Raw genomic sequence first — 16,650 nt, forward strand, 5'->3', positions numbered from 1 at the left:
GAGAGAACGAGATGCTCCCGCAGTTCGCCCTCCCGGCCCTGATCAGCATCGTCATGGCGTTCCTGCTGTCGGCCGCCGAGGCCGCCATCTTCCGCATGTCCCGCGTGCGAGCCCAGGAGCTCTTCGACGAGGGCCGCTCGGGGGCCAAGTCCCTGGTCACGGTGGTCGGCGACTCGCCGGCGTACCTGTCGGTGATCGCCTTCCTGCGCGTCGTCGCCGAGGCCACCGCCGCCGTGCTCGTCACGCTGGCCGTCTCGGCCAGGCTGGAGTCGACGTGGAGCCGGGCGCTGACGAGCATCGCCATCATGGCGGTCGTCTCCTTCGTCGTCGTCGGGGTCTCCCCCCGCACGCTGGGACGTCAGAACTACGACACGGTCGCGCTGTGGAGCGCCCCCTTCGCCGTCGGGCTGCGGCGTGTCCTCGGGCCGCTGGCCAAGCTCCTGGTCATCCTCGGCAACGCCGTGACACCCGGGAAGGGCTACACCGACGGACCCTTCCAGACCGAGTCCGAGCTGCGTGACCTCGTGGACATGGCCGGCGACTCGGACGTCATCGAGGCCGACGAGCGCGAGATGATCCACTCGGTCTTCGAGCTCGGCGACACGGTGGCCCGGGCGGTCATGGTGCCGCGCACCGACATGGTGACCATCGACGCCGACAAGAGCCTGCGCAGCGCCATGTCGCTCTTCCTGCGCTCTGGCTTCTCCCGCATCCCGGTCATCGGCGAGGACAGCGACGACGTGCGTGGCCTGCTCTACTTCAAGGACGTCGCCCGCCGGCTCAACGCCGCCCCCGAGGACGGGCGCCACCCGGCCACCGAGGTGATGCGACCGATGCACTTCGTGCCGGAGAGCAAGCCCGTCGACGACCTCCTGCGCGAGATGCAGCTCGATCAGAGCCACTTCGCGATCGTCGTCGACGAGTACGGCGGGACCGCCGGGCTCATCACCATCGAGGACATCATCGAGGAGATCGTCGGCGAGATCGCCGACGAGCACGACCGGGAGGCGCCCGGTGTCGAGCAGCTCGAGGACGGCACCCTGCGGGTCCCCGCCTCGATGGACATCGACGACCTGGCCGAGCTCTTCGACGTCTCGATCGACGAGGAGGACGTCGACACCGTCGGCGGCCTCCTCACCAAGGTCATCGGACGCGTGCCGATCGTCGGGTCTTCCGGTACCGTCGCCGGACTGGAGCTGACGGCCGAGCGGATGGCCGGACGCCGCCACCGCGTCGCATCGGTGATCGTGCACCGGGTGCCGGTGCCCGAGGACGACGACGCGCTCACCGAGGCGCACGTGAAGACGGAGGACGCCCATGGGCACTCAGGACGCTGACCCGACGCAGGCCGAGGGCGCCGGCTCGCTGCCGGGCGGCCGCTCGGAGGACTACCGGGCCGGCTTCGCCTGCCTGGTCGGACGGCCCAACGCCGGAAAGTCGACCCTGACCAACGCCCTCGTGGGCCAGAAGGTCGCGATCACCTCGTCGAAGCCCCAGACGACGCGCCACACGATCCGCGGGATCGCGACGACGCCGACGGCGCAGCTGATCCTCGTCGACACCCCGGGCCTGCACAAGCCGCGCACCCTCCTCGGTGAGCGGCTCAACGACCTCGTCCGCGAGACGCTCCTGGAGGTCGACGTCATCGGGTTCTGCCTGCCCGCCGACCAGCGCATCGGCCCCGGTGACACGTTCATCGCCAACGAGCTGAAGGAGCTGCGCTCGGTGCGTCGTCGCCCGGTCGTCGCCATCGCGACGAAGGCCGACGCCGTCGACCGCCAGCGTCTCGCCGAGCACCTCATCGCCATCGACCAGCTGGGGGAGTGGGACGCGATCATCCCGTGCTCGGCCGTCTCCGGCAGCCAGGTCGAGGAGGTCCGCGACGTGCTCGCCTCGTTCCTGCCACGGTCGCCGCAGCTCTACCCCGACGGTGTGCTCACCGACGAGCCCGAGATCGTCATGATCGCCGAGCTGGTCCGGGAGGCCGCTCTCGAGGGCGTGCGCGACGAGCTGCCCCACTCGCTGGCCGTCGTCGTCGAGGAGATGGTCCCGCGGGAAGGCCGTCCCGAGGACAGCCCCCTGCTCGACGTGCGCGTCAACGTCTTCGTCGAGCGGCCGAGCCAGAAGGCGATCGTCATCGGGCGCGGAGGCTCCCGGCTGCGCGAGGTCGGCACCAACGCCCGCAAGGGCATCGAGGCGCTCCTCGGCCAGAAGGTCTACCTCGACCTCCACGTGAAGGTGGCCAAGGACTGGCAGCGGGACCCGAAGCAGCTCCAGCGGCTCGGCTTCTGACGTGAGTCGCTGCTCGTCACCGGTCCGACCAGCCGGAACGACGAGCCAAGACGCGGTCCCAGGCGCAGATCCGGCACTCGTTCCGGCCGCTCGACCCACCCTCGGGGCTGAGGCCGGCATCGTCTACCGTGCCGGGATGAGCAGCCCGATCCAGAGCCGTGTCGGCCAGGTCTTCATCCCCGTCCGCGACATGGGCTCGTCCGTCCAGTGGTATGCCGCCCTGCTCGGTTTCGAGCCCGGCACGGCCTCGCACGACGACACCATCTACGACATCCCCACCGACGGGGACACCCGCCTGGCGCTCGACGCCAACCGGCCCGACTTCGACCCGTCGGGACCGCCGCGGTTCTTCTTCTGGACCGACGACATGGGGGCGACCCTGGAGCACCTGCGTGCGCTGGGCGTCACGATCACCTCGGCCGTCGAGGACATCGGCAGCGTCTTCTTCGTGCAGTTCGAGGACCCGGACGGCAACGCCCTCATGGCCTGCCAGCGGGCCTGACCACGTCGGCCACGAAAAGGTCTCATCATCCGGGCCGACGGTCCCGAGCGGTGGACGAGGAGGGAACGGGCGGCATACGGTGGCTGGGTGCTTGCGGTGAGCCTCCTTCTTCGTCGCCGCGATGAGGCCTGATCCCGGCCCTCCTCGTCGCGGAGTTTCCCGTGTCCGGCCGGACACCGAGCGAGACGCAGACGAAGAGAGTGCAGAGATGATCCACCCCCAGCAGACGTCGGGCATGCCGTTCCAGAAGTACGTCCCCTTCCACGAGCAGATCCCGTTTGAGCTGCCCGACCGCACGTGGCCCACCAAGCGGATCGAGAAGGCCCCGCGCTGGTGCGCGGTCGACCTGCGTGACGGCAACCAGGCGCTCATCGACCCGATGAACTCCGAGCGCAAGCTGCGCATGTTCCAGCTGCTCGTGAAGATGGGCTACAAGGAGATCGAGGTCGGCTTCCCGTCCGCGAGCCAGACCGACTACGACTTCTGCCGCGAGCTCATCGAGGGCGGCCACATCCCGGACGACGTGACGATCCAGGTCCTGACGCAGTGCCGCGACCACCTCATCGAGCGGACCTACGACGCGATCCGCGGCAGCAAGCAGGCGATCGTCCACTTCTACAACTCGACGTCGGCGCTGCAGCGCAAGGTCGTCTTCGGCCTCGACCAGGACGGCATCATCGACATCGCCGTCCAGGGCGCCCGCCTCTGCCGCAAGCTCGAGGAGACGATCCCCGACACGCAGGTCTACTACGAGTACTCGCCGGAGTCCTACACCGGCACCGAGCTCGACTTCGCGATGCGGATCTGCAACGCGGTGATCGACGTCATCGACCCGACGCCTGACCACAAGATGATCGTCAACCTGCCGGCGACCGTGGAGATGGCGACGCCGAACGTCTACGCCGACTCCATCGAGTGGATGATCCGCCACCTCGACCGCCGGGAGTCGATCGTGGTCAGCCTGCACCCGCACAACGACCGCGGCACCGGCGTCGCGGCCGCCGAGCTCGGCTACCTCGCGGGCGCCGACCGCATCGAGGGCTGCCTCTTCGGCAACGGCGAGCGGACGGGCAACGTCTGTCTCGTCACGCTCGGGATGAACCTCTTCAGCCAGGGCGTCGACCCGCAGATCGACTTCAGCGACATCGACGAGGTGCGCCGCACGGTCGAGTACTGCAACCAGCTCCCGGTCGGCGAGCGCCACCCCTACGGCGGCGACCTCGTGTTCACCGCCTTCTCCGGCTCGCACCAGGACGCCATCAAGAAGGGCTTCGAGGCCATGGCAGCCGAAGCCAAGGAGAAGGGCACCAGCATCGACGACCTCGTCTGGGGCGTGCCGTACCTCCCGATCGACCCCCACGACCTGGGCCGGTCCTACGAGGCCGTCGTTCGCGTCAACAGCCAGTCCGGCAAGGGCGGCGTCGCCTACATCATGAAGACCGAGCACCAGATGGACCTGCCGCGCCGGCTGCAGATCGAGTTCTCGGGCGTCGTCCAGCGGGGCGTGGACCAGGACGGCGGCGAGGTGGCACCCGCCGCGCTGTGGGCCACGTTCCAGGACGAGTACCTCCCCGACCCGGCGAGCCCGTGGGGCCGCTTCGAGCTGGTCAACGTCGTCACCGACTCCACCGTCGACGGTGCGAGCACGATGGAGGCGACCATCACCGACGGTGGCGAGCCCGTCACGGTCACCGGCACCGGCAACGGCCCGATCGCGGCGTTCATCGACGCGCTCTCCACGATCGAGGGCACCCCCGACGTACGCGTCCTCGACTACGCGGAGCACGCGCTGTCGGCCGGTGGCGACGCCCGCGCCGCCGCATACGTGGAGTGCGCGGTGGGCGACCGCGTCCTCTGGGGCGTCGGGGTCGACTCCTCGATCGTCACGGCGTCGATCAAGGCGATCGTGTCGGCGGTCAACCGCGCCGAGCGCGACGCCCGCCCCGCCGCCTGACGGGACGCCCGCCCCGGTGGGGTAGCGTCTGGCGACATGGAGTCCCCGGTCGGTCGAGCACTGCTCCGACTGACCGGGGTCTCGCTCGTCGCGGTCCCGCTGGTGGCCCTGGTGGCGCCGCGCCCGGTCAACGTCGGGCACCGCTGGCAGGTGGTCGTGCCGGTCACCGTGACCCTCCTGGTGCTCGCCGTGGTCGCGCGCCTGCCGGCCTGGACGAAGAACCGCCGGCTGCCCCTGGTCGTGTCCGTCGCAGGGGGCGCCGTGGCGACGTTCGTCGGGCTGATGATGCGCTACCACTACGGCTGGGACGCACGCGTCGTCCTCGACATGGCCCGAACCCTGCAGGCGGGTCGACCACTGAGCGCCGCCGACTACGACTACCTGTCGCTGTATCCCAACAACCTGCCGCTCCTGGCCATCGACCGCGCCGGGGTCGCTGTGGCGCACGGTCTCTCGCTGGCGCCGGATGCCGTCCTCATCCCCCTCAACGGGTCCTGCGTCGCCGTGACGCTGTATGCGGTCCACGACCTGGTCGTGCGCGTCGCGGGCCGCGGGCCGTCCCTCGTGGCGCAGCTCGTCACGCTGCTCCTGGTCGGCGCGAGCCCCTGGCTCGCGGTGCCCTACACCGACTTCTACTCGATGCCGTTCGTCGTGGGGGCGGTGGCCCTCGCGGCCAGGGCCCTGTCGCCGGGACCGTTGCCGCGGCGGGTGGGGCTGTGGGTGCTGGCGGTCGTCGCGATGTCGGTCGGCTACGCGATCAAGACGACGCCCGTGGTCATCGCCATCGCGGCCGTGCTGACGGCCGTCGTCGCCATCTTCGACCATGACCTCGCCCCCCGCCGGCGAGCCGGTGTGATCGCCGCCTGCGCGGCCTCCAGCGTCGCGTTCGTCGCTCTGGGTCTGGGACTGTCGACCGGGGCGACCGCTGCGAGCGGCGTCGACGCCGCTCGCATGGACGCGTCGGCGTCACCGCCGCTGATCTGGTGGATCGCGTTGGGCGCGGCCGAGGGACGCACCGCCCAGGGGGAGCCGACCTACGGGGCCTACTCGCAGCCGATGGTGGACGCCCTCGAAGGCCGCACGCCATCCGAGGTGTCGCAGTACTCGGCTGACTTCCTGGCGCAGCGCCGGAGCGAGCGTGGGCTCGGCGGAACGCTCGCGTTCTACGGCGACAAGGCCGCGTGGAACTGGGGCGACGGCATGTTCGGTGCGTGGTGGGAGGGTCTCGACGCGGCGCCGGGTGCGCTGGCGCCGGCCACCGGTCCGACCGGGGCGGTGCACGAGCTCAACGGCTTCCACGGCTGGGCCTACCCGGTGCGGGCCGACCTGACCCAGGCCCTGTGGCTGGCGGTGCTGCTGGTCGCCGGGGGCGGGTTGCTCCGTGCTCCCTACCGCCGCGGCACCGTCCTGCTCGCCGTCTCGGTGCTCGGCATCGCGTCGTTCACCGTGCTGCTTCAAGGCCGGTCGCGCTACCTGTTCGCGTTCGTGCCAGTCGTCGTGGCACTGGCCGCCGTGGCGCACGGGTGGCTGCCACGGCTGCGTCCGTCGACCCGATCGCGTGCGCGCGGGGTCGACCGGACGGACGCGGCTCAGTCGATCGAGTCGGTGAGCACCGCGTCGACGGCGGCGAGCGCCGCAGGGTCGCCGTCGCGGGTGATCTGACCCTCGGCCGGGCGGTTCCACAGCCAGCAGTCGAGGTCGGCCGCCGAGCCGCAGATCTCGGCCACGGCCGCGCCGTCCGGTCCGTCGCTCACGAGGAAGCGCTGCACGTCCACGGCCCTGCCGTCCCAGGTCCCGGTGACGCGGACCGGCGTGACCGTCCACGAGTGCATCGCATCGACGGTGACGACGGTGACCGGCGCCGTGGTCGCGGCGTGGGTGAGGCCCGGTTCGGCCTCGTAGCCGCGCATGATGCGGAGCACCTCGTCGACACCGTCTGCCGCCAGTCGGCAGTCGATCGGCGTGCGGTCCCCGACGGTGAGCTCGGCGTCGAGCCGGTGGACCAGGGCCTCGTGGGCCTGCCGGCGGCGGATGTAGCCGGCCGTCTTGTCGTCGGCCCACATCCACAGCGGGGTCTCGGGTGCCAGCCCGTCCAACGTCCGGTGCAGCCGCTCGCTCGCGCGGTCGAAGAAGTCGAGGAGGCCGACGCGGTCGTCGGGTCGTTGGGTGCGGGACGCGTTCAGGGCGTCCAGCTCGGCAGGGTCGGTGAGCCCGCGCTCGGCGATCTCGCCCCAGAACCACTGCACCTCGCCGAGGTGCCACAGCAGGTCGTCGGCGTCCCAGTCGGGGCAGGTGGGCACGCGCCGGCCGCTCGGGGCCGCGGCGAGCACCTCGCGGAAGCGGGCGGAGTCCGCCGCCAGGTGGTCGAGGAAGGGCAGGGGGCCACCTGGGCGGCTTGACGGCATACGGAGGGCTCCTTCAGCGGACACCGGCGACACGGAACTGGACGGAGATGCGCGGACCCATCGGCTCGGAGGTCTTGGGAACCGCGTGGTCCCACGTGCGTTGGCACGAGCCGCCCATCACGACGAGGTCACCATGTCCGAGCGGGTAGCGCAAGCTCTTGTGGGTGGTGCCGGGGATGGCGCCGCCGTCGCGCGGGCGGAGGGTGAGGGTGCGCGCCGAACCGAGCGAGAGGATCGCCACCATCGTGTCGGTGTCGCGGGAACGCCCGATGCGGTCGCCGTGCCAGGCCACGCTGTCGCGTCCGTCGCGGTAGAGGCACAGCCCCGCCGTCACGAACGGCTCGCCGAGCTCGGGAGCGTAGTGACGGCTCAGGGCCTCGCGCGCCTCGACGAGGATCGGGTGGGGGAGCGTCTCCCCGGCGGCGTAGAACTTCGTGAGGCGGGGGACGTCGACGACCGAGTCGTACATCTGGCGGCGCTCGGCGTGCCAGGGCACCTCGTGCAGCAGCGCAGTGAACAGCTCGTCGCCGGAAGCCAGCCAGCCGGGTCGCACGTCGACCCACGCGCCCCGGGTCAGGCGGTGCCGGGTCAGGCCGGTGCCGACGTCACGCAGGGTCATGGCGTCGGTCAGGTCGAGCAGCGAACCCTGGAGAGAGAGGTCCATGCCGCCACCATACCCCAACGGTCGAACGCCTGTTCGACTGGCGCGTCCGAATGTCGTCGTCTGCCGCCGGCACGGCGCGTGCGGTGCCACGCTGCTCGCGCCACGGTGGAGAATGGACCCATGCCCCTCTACCGTGACGAGGCGATCGTCCTGCGCACCCACAAGCTGGGCGAGGCCGACCGCATCATCACGATGCTGACACGGACCCGGGGCCGGGTCCGCGCGGTCGCCAAGGGGGTGCGGCGCACGAAGTCGCGCTTCGGCTCGCGGCTGGAGCCGGGCATGGTCATCGACGTCCAGTGCTACGAGGGGCGCAACCTCGACACCGTGACCCAGGTCGAGACGCTCGCCCCCTACGGGGACGCGATCGCCCGGGACTACACCGCCTACACGTGTGCGACCTCCATGCTCGAGACCGCGCTGCAGCTCACCGAGGAGCACGAGCCGCAGACCCAGCAGTACCTCCTCCTGGCCGGTGCGCTGCGGTCGCTCGCGGAGCGGGCCCACGACCCCGGACTCGTCCTCGACGCGTACCTGCTGCGATCCCTCGCGGTGGCCGGGTGGGCGCCGAGCTTCGTCGACTGCGCGAGGTGCGGTGCGCCCGGCCCCCACCGCGCGTTCAACGTGCAGGCCGGCGGCGCCGTCTGTTCCGTATGCCGTCCGCCCGGCTCGAGTGCCCCCGCTCCCGAGACCTTCATCCTGCTCGCGTCGCTGCTGACCGGCGACTGGGACGTCGCCGACGCGAGTGACGACCGCTCCCGCAGGCAGGGCAACGGTCTCGTCTCCGCGTTCCTGCAGTGGCACATCGAACGAGGGCTACGCTCGCTGCGTCTCGTCGAGCGCGCCTGACCGCCGCGAGCCGTGAGTCGCCCTCAGTGGCAACCGAACCCGACCCCGACCGACCGGAGAGCCGTGTACGCCAAGCCCTTCCCGCACCCGTCCGGCGCGACGGCGCCCGAGTTCGCGGCTGACCTGCTGCCCAGGCACGTCGCGATCGTCATGGACGGCAACGGCCGCTGGGCCAACGCGCGCGGCCTGCCGCGGACGAAGGGGCACGAGGCGGGCGAGGCCTCGCTCCTCGACGTCGTGGCGGGCGCCATCGAGGTGGGCGTGACGCACCTGTCGGCCTACGCCTTCTCGACGGAGAACTGGCGCCGATCTCCCGACGAGGTGCGCTTCCTCATGGGCTTCAACCGTGACGTCATCCGTCGCCGTCGGGACCAGCTGCACGAGTGGGGCGTTCGGATGCGATGGGTCGGTCGTGCGCCCCGCCTCTGGCGTTCGGTCATCAAGGAGCTGGAGGTCGCGCAGGAGCTGACCCAGCACAACACCGGGCTCACGCTCTACTTCTGCGTCAACTACGGCGGCCGCGCCGAGATCGCCGACGCGGTGCAGCGGATCGCCCACGACGTGAAGGACGGCCGACTGAGACCGGGTTCGGTCGACGAGAGGACGATCAAGCGCTACCTCGACGAGCCGACGATGCCCGACGTCGACCTGTTCGTGCGCAGCTCGGGGGAGCAGCGCACGAGCAACTTCCTGCTGTGGCAGTCGGCGTACGCCGAGATGGTGTTCCAGAACCGGCTGTGGCCCGACTACGACCGCCGCGACCTGTGGGCGGCCATCGAGGAGTACGTCGCGCGCGACCGTCGCTACGGCGGCGCGGTCGACGCTCCGACCAAGGCCTGACGCGAAACCGATCGGTGCCGCGTCAGTCGTCGACGACGGTCACCTCGTACCGGCTTGCCGTGGGCGGGAACCCGGTTTCGAACTTCGCGTTGACGACGGCGAGGCGGTCACCGAAGCGCGCGACCGTGGTGGGCACCTCGAACTTCCGGCTCGTGATCGTCTCGAGGAGACGACCGGAGGACAGACCTTCCGAGAGCCGCCACTCCGACACCTTGTTGGAGAAGTTCTGCACCGCGTAGACCGTGCGTCCCTGGAGCAGGATGCCATCGACGTTCGGCACGCTGACGCCGGTGATGGTCCGGCTGTCACCGGTCACCGGGTCCACGGTGTTGAGCACGGCGGAGTTGGTGTGCGCCACGACGAGCGTGCGCCCGTCGGCGCTCGCCTGGATGCCGTTGTTGTTGAAGCCGGACTTGATGACGGCCGCAGGTCCGTGCAGCCGTAGGGTCCGGGCGGCCCCCAGGCTCCCGTTCCGGCTGACGGGGACGAAGTAGAGCTTGGCCTGTGACGAGTCGGTGAACCAGGCGCCTCTGCTGGTGAGCGCGACGTCGTTGATGACAGAGGTCGCGGTGGTGAGCTGGTAGGCCTTGACGGGCGCCCCCGTGACGAGGTCGTAGACGTAGGCCTAGCCGGTGAAGCCGCCGGCGACGAAGAGCAGGTGATGCGCCCGGTCGACCCGCAGGCCCAGGGCCATCCTGCCCGGAGGTGCCGTGATGAACTTCGAGGCCGTGCCGGTGCGCACGTCGCCGCGGTAGATGTTGCCGGTGAACAGCTCGCCGGCGTAGAACGTGGTCCCCGTCCCGGCCGCGATCCCTTCGGCGGAGTGGGCTCCGGGGAGCACGATCTGCTGAGCCGGCCCGTGCTCCGCCTGTGCGGGAGCCATCCCGAGCACGACGGTGAGGGCACCGGCGAGCAGAGCTGCGAGTCGGGCACGTCTGGCGACAACGGTCATGGGACCACCCCTCGGGTCGTGCCGCACGCGGTCCGTCACCGCTCACGCGGCCTTCCGATCAGGGTCGACCTGTGTCGTGCGCCGCCGCAAGACCACAGAGCGGGACCTAAGGGACCCGTTCCTTCGGGCTGTGACTCTCAGGAGGCGGCGCAGCCGGCACACGTGCCGAAGATCTCGAGGGTGTGCGTGACTGCCGTGAAGCCGTGCTCGCTCGCGACCTTGTCGGCCCACCGCTCGACGGCCGGCCCCTCCACCTCGACGGTGCGGCCGCAGCTGCGGCACACGAGGTGGTGGTGGTGGTGCGTCGAGCACGCGCGGTAGACGGCCTCGCCGTCGTCGGTGCGCAGCACGTCGACGGTGCCGGCCTCGACCATCGACTGCAGCGTCCGGTAGACGGTGGCCAGTCCGACGCCGGCGCCGGCCTCGCGCAGCCGCGCGTGCACCGTCTGGGCCGAGGTGAAGTCGTCGGACCGCTCGAGCAGCTCGGCGACCGCAGCCTGCTGACGGGTCGGCTTGCGTGAGAGGGCCGCAGTCTTGGCGCTGTTGCTGCTGGTCATGGTGTCGGTCCTGTCGTGCTCCGCGAGGCGGCGCTCGCCGGCTCGCTCCCGTCTGGTGACGAGGCGGTGTCGGGTGCCTCGTGGTCGTGGTGGACGCCGTGCTCGTCGTAGTGGCCCTCGTGCGCGGCGTGCAGGTGCCCGTCGTGGAGGTAGTCGACGTGGTCGCCGTGGGTCACCGCCTGGTGCCCGCACTCGACGCCGTGCTCGTGCGCATGCGTCTCGGCGACCGCGTGTCGCCTGCTGCCCGCCCTCGCGGCGATGCCGGTGACGACGGCCGTCACGACGAACAGGGCCACTGCGAGGAGCACGATGGTGCCTCCCGAGGGGGTGTTGAGCGGGTAGGAGAGCGCGACGCCCCCGACGGAGGAGACGAGACCGAGGGCGATGGCCCACCGCAGGCCGCCGCTGAACGAGCGTGCGATCAGCTGGCTGGCGGCGTTCGGCACGATCATGAGGGCGCTGATGAGCAGCAGCCCGACGACCCGCATCGCCACGACCACCGTGGTCGCGGTGAGGACGGCCAGCACGATGTTGAGGGGCAGCACCGGAAGTCCCACGGCGCGGGCGTACTCCTCGTCGTTGGCGACGGCGAAGAGGCGAGGGCGCAGGGCCCAGGTCGTCACGGCGATGACGAGCGCGAGGCCGGCGAAGACGTAGAGGTCGCCGCGCTGCGTCGTGAGGATCGAGCCGAAGAGGTACTTCATGAGGTTGGCCGGCGTGCCGTCGGGCGACTTGCTGATGATGACGACACCGGCCGCGATGCCTCCGTAGAAGATCACGGCCAGCGCGACGTCGCCGTTGGTGCGGCCCTTGGCGCGCAACAGCTCGATGACGACGGCCGCGAGCACGGCCGCGACCAGCGCGGTGAGGACGGGCGCCGCCCCCGTGACGAGGCCGACGGCCACTCCGGCGAGGGCCACATGGCCCATCCCGTCGCCGATGAGAGACAGTCGGCGCTGCACGAGGAAGATGCCGACCATGGGGGCCACGGTCCCCACGAGCAGGGCGGCGATCAGCGCGCGCTGCATGAAGTCGACGGAGAGCATTTCGATCACGGCCTGGCCCCCCTCGAGTGGATGTCGGTGTGGTCGGTGTCGAGCGGCCCGTGCGCCACGGCGTGGTGCGCGTCGAGCTCGAGGTCGTGGTGGTGGCTGTCGTGGTCGTGGTGCACCCGGTCACGGGCGAGCGCGTACTCCTGCGGCGTGCCGTCGAAGGTGATGCGGCCCGTGTCGACGACGACGATCCGCGTCAGCAGGCGCTCGAGCGCGCCGAGCTCGTGGGTGACGATGAGCATGGTGACGCCGCGCTGGATCAGGCGGACGAGGACGTCGGCGAGCACGTGCTGGTTCGCAGCGTCCACACCCGCGGTGGGCTCGTCCATGATGAGCACGTCCGGCTGGCCGGCCAGGGCGCGTGCGATGAGGACCCGGCGCTGCTGGCCCCCCGAGAGGGTGCTGACCTCGGTGGCGGCCCGGTCGGCGAGGCCGACCAGGTCCAGCGCCCGGGCCACGAGCTGACGGTCCGTGGCGCGCAGGCGTCCGAGCCAGCCGATGCGCGGGAGCCTGCCCGTGGCGACGATCTCCTCGGCCGTGGCGCGGACCGAGGCCGAGAGGGTGTGGCGCTGGGGGACGTAGCCGAGGCGGGCGCGCTCGTGCAGGTCCTCGCCCGGCACGCCGAAGAGCTGCACGCTGCCCGAGACCCGTTCGTTGAGCCCGAGGATGCCCTTCATCAGCGTCGACTTGCCGGAGCCGTTGGGGCCCACGATCGCCACGATCTCGCCGCGGTGGACGGTCAAGGACGCGTCGCGCAGGACGGCGCGCTCGCCGTAGCCGAAGGCCGCGTGGCTCAGCTCGATGACGACCTCCTCGCCGGGGGAGTCGATGGTCTTCACGGCGTCGGCGGTCATGAGCACCCCAGCCCCTTCTGCAGCGCGGTGAGGTTGCTGCGCATCACCTCGAAGTAGTCCTTCCCCGCGGACGCGGACGTGATGCCCTCGAGCGGGTCGAGGGTCGCGACCGAGGCGCCCGTCGACCCGGCGACCGTCTCGGCGAAGTGGGGCTCGACGAGGGTCTCCTGGTAGATCGTCGTCACGCCCTGGCTCCGAACGAGGTCGGCGATCTGCTTGAGGCCGGCGCCGCTCGGCTCGGCGTCGGGGGAGACGCCGGTGATGCCGTGCTGCTGCAGGCCGTAGCGCTGGGCGAGGTAGCCGAAGGCCGCGTGGCTCGTGACCAGCACCTTCGACCGGCAGGACGTGAGGCCGGACCGCAGCTGCCCGTCGAGAGCCGTGAGCCTCGCGACGAAGGAGGCGGTGTTTCGGTCGTATGCCGCCGCGTGGGCCGGGTCGTCCCTCGCCAGTCGTGCGCCGATGGCCTTCGCCACCGCCGCGTAGCGCTGGGGGTCGAGCCAGAAGTGCGGGTCGGTCCCGGAGTGGTCGTGGGCGCTGTGCTCCTGCACGGACTCGTCGGCGTGGCCCGACTCCTCGGCCAGGGTCAGGGACAGGTCAGCGGCGTCGGCGACGTCGAGGACCGAGGTGGGCTGGACCTCGGCGATGGCCTCGTCGACGGCGGGTTGGAACCCGTCGGCGTAGACGACGAGCCGCGCCTTGCTCATCCGCGCGATGTCCTGGGGTGCCAGCTCGAGGTCGTGCGGCTCGGTGCCCGGCTTGGTGAGGACGGTGACCGGGACGGCGCCTGCGGTGATCTGCTCCACCGCGAACTGCAGCGGGTAGAACGAGGTGACGACCGCCTCGTCGCTGACGGCCGGCGAGCCCGTGCCCGCGCCGGAGCTGGAGGCGGTGCCGCAGGCGGCGGTCCCGAGCGCCAGGGCAGCGGCGGTCAGCAGTACGGCGCCTCTACTGCGCCGGGAGCGCACACGGGGAGGGGGCATGGCAGCCATCCTCCGCTGAAGTGAGAATGATTGTCAAAACCGTTCTCGCGAACGGGGTTGGCGCTCAGCCGGCGGGGACGATCCCGACGACGGCCACGGCGAGGGCCAGGACCAGCACGGCCAGGCGCATCAGCCGTTCGGGGAGCGTCAGCCGTTGCCAGGTGAGGAAGAGCAGCCAGCCGACGAAGGCGGAGACGACGAGGAAGGCGATGCCGCTCCAGGGGCGTGGTGCGAGGACCCCCACGACGAGCAGGACGACGAGCACGGCCAGCCCGACGGGGCGCGGGACGGTGTTGAGCCGCTCGACCCAGGGGGCGGAGGCGTGCTCGAGACGGGAACGGAAGCTCAGGGCCACGCAACGAGCCTAGGGGACGCGGCGGCATACCCCGGACGCGTGGCAAAGCAGTGGCGCCCGCCCGATAACCTGTGCGGCATGGCCAAGCAGACATCCACCGTGGACACCGTCGTCAGCCTCTGCAAGCGCAGGGGCTTCGTCTTTCCGAGCGGCGACATCTACGGAGGCACGCGGTCCGCCTGGGACTACGGTCCGCTCGGCGTGGAGCTGAAGGAGAACATCCGCCGCCAGTGGTGGAAGGCCATGGTCACGAGCCGCGACGACGTCGTCGGCCTCGACTCCTCGATCATCCTGCCCCGTGAGACGTGGGTCGCCTCCGGCCACGTCGGCACCTTCACCGACCCGCTCGTCGAGTGCCTGAACTGCCACCGCCGCCGCCGCCAGGACCACCTGCAGGAGGCGCTCGCGGAGAAGAAGGGCATCGAGGACCCCGACTCGATCCCGATGACCGAGATCACCTGCCCCGACTGCGGCACCAAGGGCCGGTGGACCGAGCCGCGCGAGTTCAACATGATGCTCAAGACCTACCTCGGCGTCATCGAGGACGAGTCAGGGCTGCACTACCTGCGCCCCGAGACGGCTCAGGGCATCTTCGTCAACTTCAACAACGTCATGCAGGCCTCGCGCAAGAAGCCGCCGTTCGGCATCGCCCAGACCGGCAAGAGCTTCCGCAACGAGATCACGCCCGGCAACTTCATCTTCCGCACCCGCGAGTTCGAGCAGATGGAGATGGAGTTCTTCGTCAAGCCCGGCGAGGACGAGGAGTGGCACCAGTACTGGATCGACGAGCGCACCCGCTGGTACACCGACCTCGGCATCAACCCCGACAACCTGCGCCACTACGAGCACGCCAAGGAGAAGCTCTCGCACTACTCCTCGCGCACCGTCGACATCGAGTACCGCTTCAACTTCGCCGGCTCCGAGTGGGGCGAGCTCGAGGGCATCGCCAACCGCACCGACTTCGACCTGTCGACGCACAGCGAGCACTCGGGCACCGAGCTCGTCTACTTCGACCAGCAGAGCGGTGAGAAGTACACCCCGTACGTCATCGAGCCGGCAGCCGGCCTGTCGCGCTCGCTGATGACCTTCCTCGTCGACGCGTACTCCGAGGACGAGGCGCCCAACACCAAGGGCGGTGTCGACAAGCGCGTCGTGCTGCGCCTCGACCCGCGCCTGGCGCCGGTCAAGGCCGCGGTGCTGCCGCTGTCGCGCAACGCCGACCTGTCCCCGAAGGCACGCGACCTCGCCGCGCAGCTGCGTCGCCACTGGAACGTCGACTTCGACGACGCCGGCGCCATCGGCAAGCGCTACCGCCGCCACGACGAGATCGGCACGCCGTACTGCATCACGGTCGACTTCGACACCCTCGAGGACCACGCGGTGACGATCCGCGAGCGCGACACGATGGCGCAGGAGCGCATCGCGCTCGACCAGGTCGAGGGCTACCTCGCCCAGCGCCTCGTCGGCTGCTGAGGCCGCGGCTCCACCACGCTGACGTATGGCCGTCTGCCCGCCCGGGCAGGCGGCATACGCATGCGGGCGCCGGGTCAGCCGGGCTGCGGGCCCGTGGCGACCGGGCGGGAGGTGTCGCGGATCCACTCGCTCCACGATCCCGGGTAGAGCACCGCGTCGATGCCCAGCTCGGCGAGCGCGAGCATCTCGTGGGCCGCAGTCACCCCCGACCCGCAGTAGACGCCGACGGTCCCGGTGCCGTCTCCTCGACCGTCCGCCACCCGCTGCCAGTGCTCGGCGAGGTCCTTGCGGAAGGTGCCGTCCTCGGCGAGCCAGGCCGAGGTGGGGCTGTTGACCGCCCCCGGGACGTGGCCGGCGACGGGGTCGATGGGCTCGATCTCGCCGGCGTAGCGCTCGGGCGCCCGCGCATCGAGCAGCAGCCCGTTCCGGGCCACCTGTGCGGCCTCCGCCGCGTCGAGGGTCGGCAGCTGTCCGGGACGGACCACGAAGTCGCCGTTCCTGTCGGCGGGCTCCTGCGTCGAGACCGGGAGCCCGGCGGCCAACCAGGCGGCATACCCACCGTCGAGCACGCGGACGTCGGGGACGCCGGCCCAGCGCAGCACCCACCAGGCCCGCGCGGCGGCATACGACTCCTTGGCGTCGTAGACGACGACGCGGCTGCGCTCGGTGATGCCGGCGCGGCGGGCCAGCGCCTCGACCACCGCGGGGTCCGGGAGCGGGTGACGGCCGCCCTCACCCGCCGGGCCGGCGAGCTCGCCGTCGAGGTCGACGAAGAACGCGCCCGGCACGTGGCCGGCGTCGTAGTCGGCCCGGCCGGCGCTGGTGGTGGCGGTCGTGAGGGCCCAGCGGACGTCGAGGACGACGACGCCCTCGATCTCGTGGGCGAGGTCGGCGGCGCTCAGCAGGTGGCTCACCGGCTCA

18 protein-coding genes are annotated in these 16,650 nt (G+C 71.0%); 8 read left to right on the forward strand and 10 right to left on the reverse strand.

The genetic code is table 11. The features are described from left to right. Positions 1 to 11 precede the first annotated feature (11 nt). From ABD241_RS04205 to ABD241_RS04225, 5 genes are all read left to right on the forward strand, one after another. Complete coding sequence (locus tag ABD241_RS04205) at positions 12 to 1,337, forward strand: hemolysin family protein (protein WP_344058729.1); 1,326 nt, start codon at positions 12 to 14, stop codon at positions 1,335 to 1,337. Beyond that, complete coding sequence (gene era / locus ABD241_RS04210) at positions 1,318 to 2,292, forward strand: GTPase Era (RefSeq protein ID WP_344058731.1); 975 nt, start codon at positions 1,318 to 1,320, stop codon at positions 2,290 to 2,292. The genes ABD241_RS04205 and era overlap by 20 nt, the downstream gene beginning before the upstream one ends. Before the next feature lie 136 nt (positions 2,293 to 2,428). Next, complete coding sequence (locus tag ABD241_RS04215; protein ID WP_344058733.1) at positions 2,429 to 2,794, forward strand: VOC family protein; 366 nt, start codon at positions 2,429 to 2,431, stop codon at positions 2,792 to 2,794. A gap of 208 nt (positions 2,795 to 3,002) precedes the next feature. After that, positions 3,003 to 4,748, forward strand: a complete 1,746-nt coding sequence (leuA, locus tag ABD241_RS04220) for a 2-isopropylmalate synthase (protein ID WP_344058735.1) — start codon at positions 3,003 to 3,005, stop codon at positions 4,746 to 4,748. Positions 4,749 to 4,784: 36 nt separating this feature from the next. Then, positions 4,785 to 6,410, forward strand: a complete 1,626-nt coding sequence (locus ABD241_RS04225) for a glycosyltransferase family protein (protein WP_344058737.1) — start codon at positions 4,785 to 4,787, stop codon at positions 6,408 to 6,410. Here ABD241_RS04225 and ABD241_RS04230 read toward each other — a convergent pair. Both ABD241_RS04230 and ABD241_RS04235 read right to left on the reverse strand, forming a co-directional pair. Then, entirely contained in the window at positions 6,338 to 7,153 is an 816-nt protein-coding gene (locus tag ABD241_RS04230) for a maleylpyruvate isomerase family mycothiol-dependent enzyme (RefSeq protein WP_344058739.1), read from the reverse strand. The two genes, ABD241_RS04225 and ABD241_RS04230, sit on opposite strands and share 73 nt — an antisense overlap. Before the next feature lie 13 nt (positions 7,154 to 7,166). After that, a complete protein-coding gene (locus ABD241_RS04235) occupies positions 7,167 to 7,817 on the reverse strand; it encodes an alpha-ketoglutarate-dependent dioxygenase AlkB (RefSeq protein WP_344058741.1) in 651 nt (216 codons plus the stop codon). A gap of 120 nt (positions 7,818 to 7,937) precedes the next feature. Between ABD241_RS04235 and recO the strand changes: the two genes are divergently transcribed. Both recO and ABD241_RS04245 read left to right on the forward strand, forming a co-directional pair. Beyond that, positions 7,938 to 8,666, forward strand: a complete 729-nt coding sequence (recO, locus tag ABD241_RS04240; protein ID WP_344058743.1) for a DNA repair protein RecO — start codon at positions 7,938 to 7,940, stop codon at positions 8,664 to 8,666. A 63-nt stretch (positions 8,667 to 8,729) separates the two neighbouring features. After that, positions 8,730 to 9,506 (forward strand): isoprenyl transferase, encoded by a 777-nt coding sequence (locus ABD241_RS04245; RefSeq protein WP_344058745.1) that lies wholly within the window; start codon positions 8,730 to 8,732, stop codon positions 9,504 to 9,506. A 22-nt stretch (positions 9,507 to 9,528) separates the two neighbouring features. On the opposite strand, the gene ABD241_RS04250 is transcribed toward ABD241_RS04245, so the two are convergent. From ABD241_RS04250 to ABD241_RS04280, 7 genes are all read right to left on the reverse strand, one after another. Then, positions 9,529 to 9,864, reverse strand: coding sequence for a hypothetical protein (locus tag ABD241_RS04250; RefSeq protein ID WP_344058747.1), 336 nt, complete (start codon positions 9,862 to 9,864; stop codon positions 9,529 to 9,531). A gap of 267 nt (positions 9,865 to 10,131) precedes the next feature. After that, on the reverse strand, positions 10,132 to 10,458 hold the full coding sequence (locus ABD241_RS04255) for a hypothetical protein (RefSeq protein WP_344058749.1): 327 nt from the start codon (positions 10,456 to 10,458) through the stop codon (positions 10,132 to 10,134). Positions 10,459 to 10,595: 137 nt separating this feature from the next. Then, entirely contained in the window at positions 10,596 to 11,015 is a 420-nt protein-coding gene (locus tag ABD241_RS04260; RefSeq protein ID WP_344058751.1) for a Fur family transcriptional regulator, read from the reverse strand. After that, positions 11,012 to 12,070, reverse strand: a complete 1,059-nt coding sequence (locus ABD241_RS04265) for a metal ABC transporter permease (RefSeq protein WP_344058753.1) — start codon at positions 12,068 to 12,070, stop codon at positions 11,012 to 11,014. The genes ABD241_RS04260 and ABD241_RS04265 overlap by 4 nt, the downstream gene beginning before the upstream one ends. After that, complete coding sequence (locus ABD241_RS04270) at positions 12,067 to 12,921, reverse strand: metal ABC transporter ATP-binding protein (RefSeq protein ID WP_344058755.1); 855 nt, start codon at positions 12,919 to 12,921, stop codon at positions 12,067 to 12,069. The genes ABD241_RS04265 and ABD241_RS04270 overlap by 4 nt, the downstream gene beginning before the upstream one ends. Next, the gene (locus tag ABD241_RS04275; RefSeq protein ID WP_344058757.1) at positions 12,918 to 13,901 is read right to left on the reverse strand and encodes a metal ABC transporter substrate-binding protein; all 984 of its coding nucleotides are present in this window, start codon (positions 13,899 to 13,901) and stop codon (positions 12,918 to 12,920) included. Before ABD241_RS04275 ends, ABD241_RS04270 begins: the two co-directional genes overlap by 4 nt. Positions 13,902 to 13,965: 64 nt before the next feature. Next, on the reverse strand, positions 13,966 to 14,256 hold the full coding sequence (locus tag ABD241_RS04280; RefSeq protein ID WP_344058759.1) for a DUF6703 family protein: 291 nt from the start codon (positions 14,254 to 14,256) through the stop codon (positions 13,966 to 13,968). A 78-nt stretch (positions 14,257 to 14,334) separates the two neighbouring features. Here ABD241_RS04280 and ABD241_RS04285 point away from each other — a divergent pair, with 78 nt between their 5' ends. Continuing rightward, complete coding sequence (locus ABD241_RS04285; RefSeq protein WP_344058761.1) at positions 14,335 to 15,729, forward strand: glycine--tRNA ligase; 1,395 nt, start codon at positions 14,335 to 14,337, stop codon at positions 15,727 to 15,729. A 74-nt stretch (positions 15,730 to 15,803) separates the two neighbouring features. On the opposite strand, the gene ABD241_RS04290 is transcribed toward ABD241_RS04285, so the two are convergent. Next, positions 15,804 to 16,643 carry a sulfurtransferase gene (locus tag ABD241_RS04290; RefSeq protein ID WP_344058763.1) on the reverse strand — a complete coding sequence of 280 codons (840 nt, stop codon included), beginning with the start codon at positions 16,641 to 16,643 and terminating at the stop codon, positions 15,804 to 15,806. Between the last annotated feature and the right edge of the window lie 7 nt (positions 16,644 to 16,650).

Source organism: Terrabacter lapilli (assembly GCF_039531305.1).
GTDB lineage: Bacteria > Actinomycetota > Actinomycetes > Actinomycetales > Dermatophilaceae > Terrabacter > Terrabacter lapilli.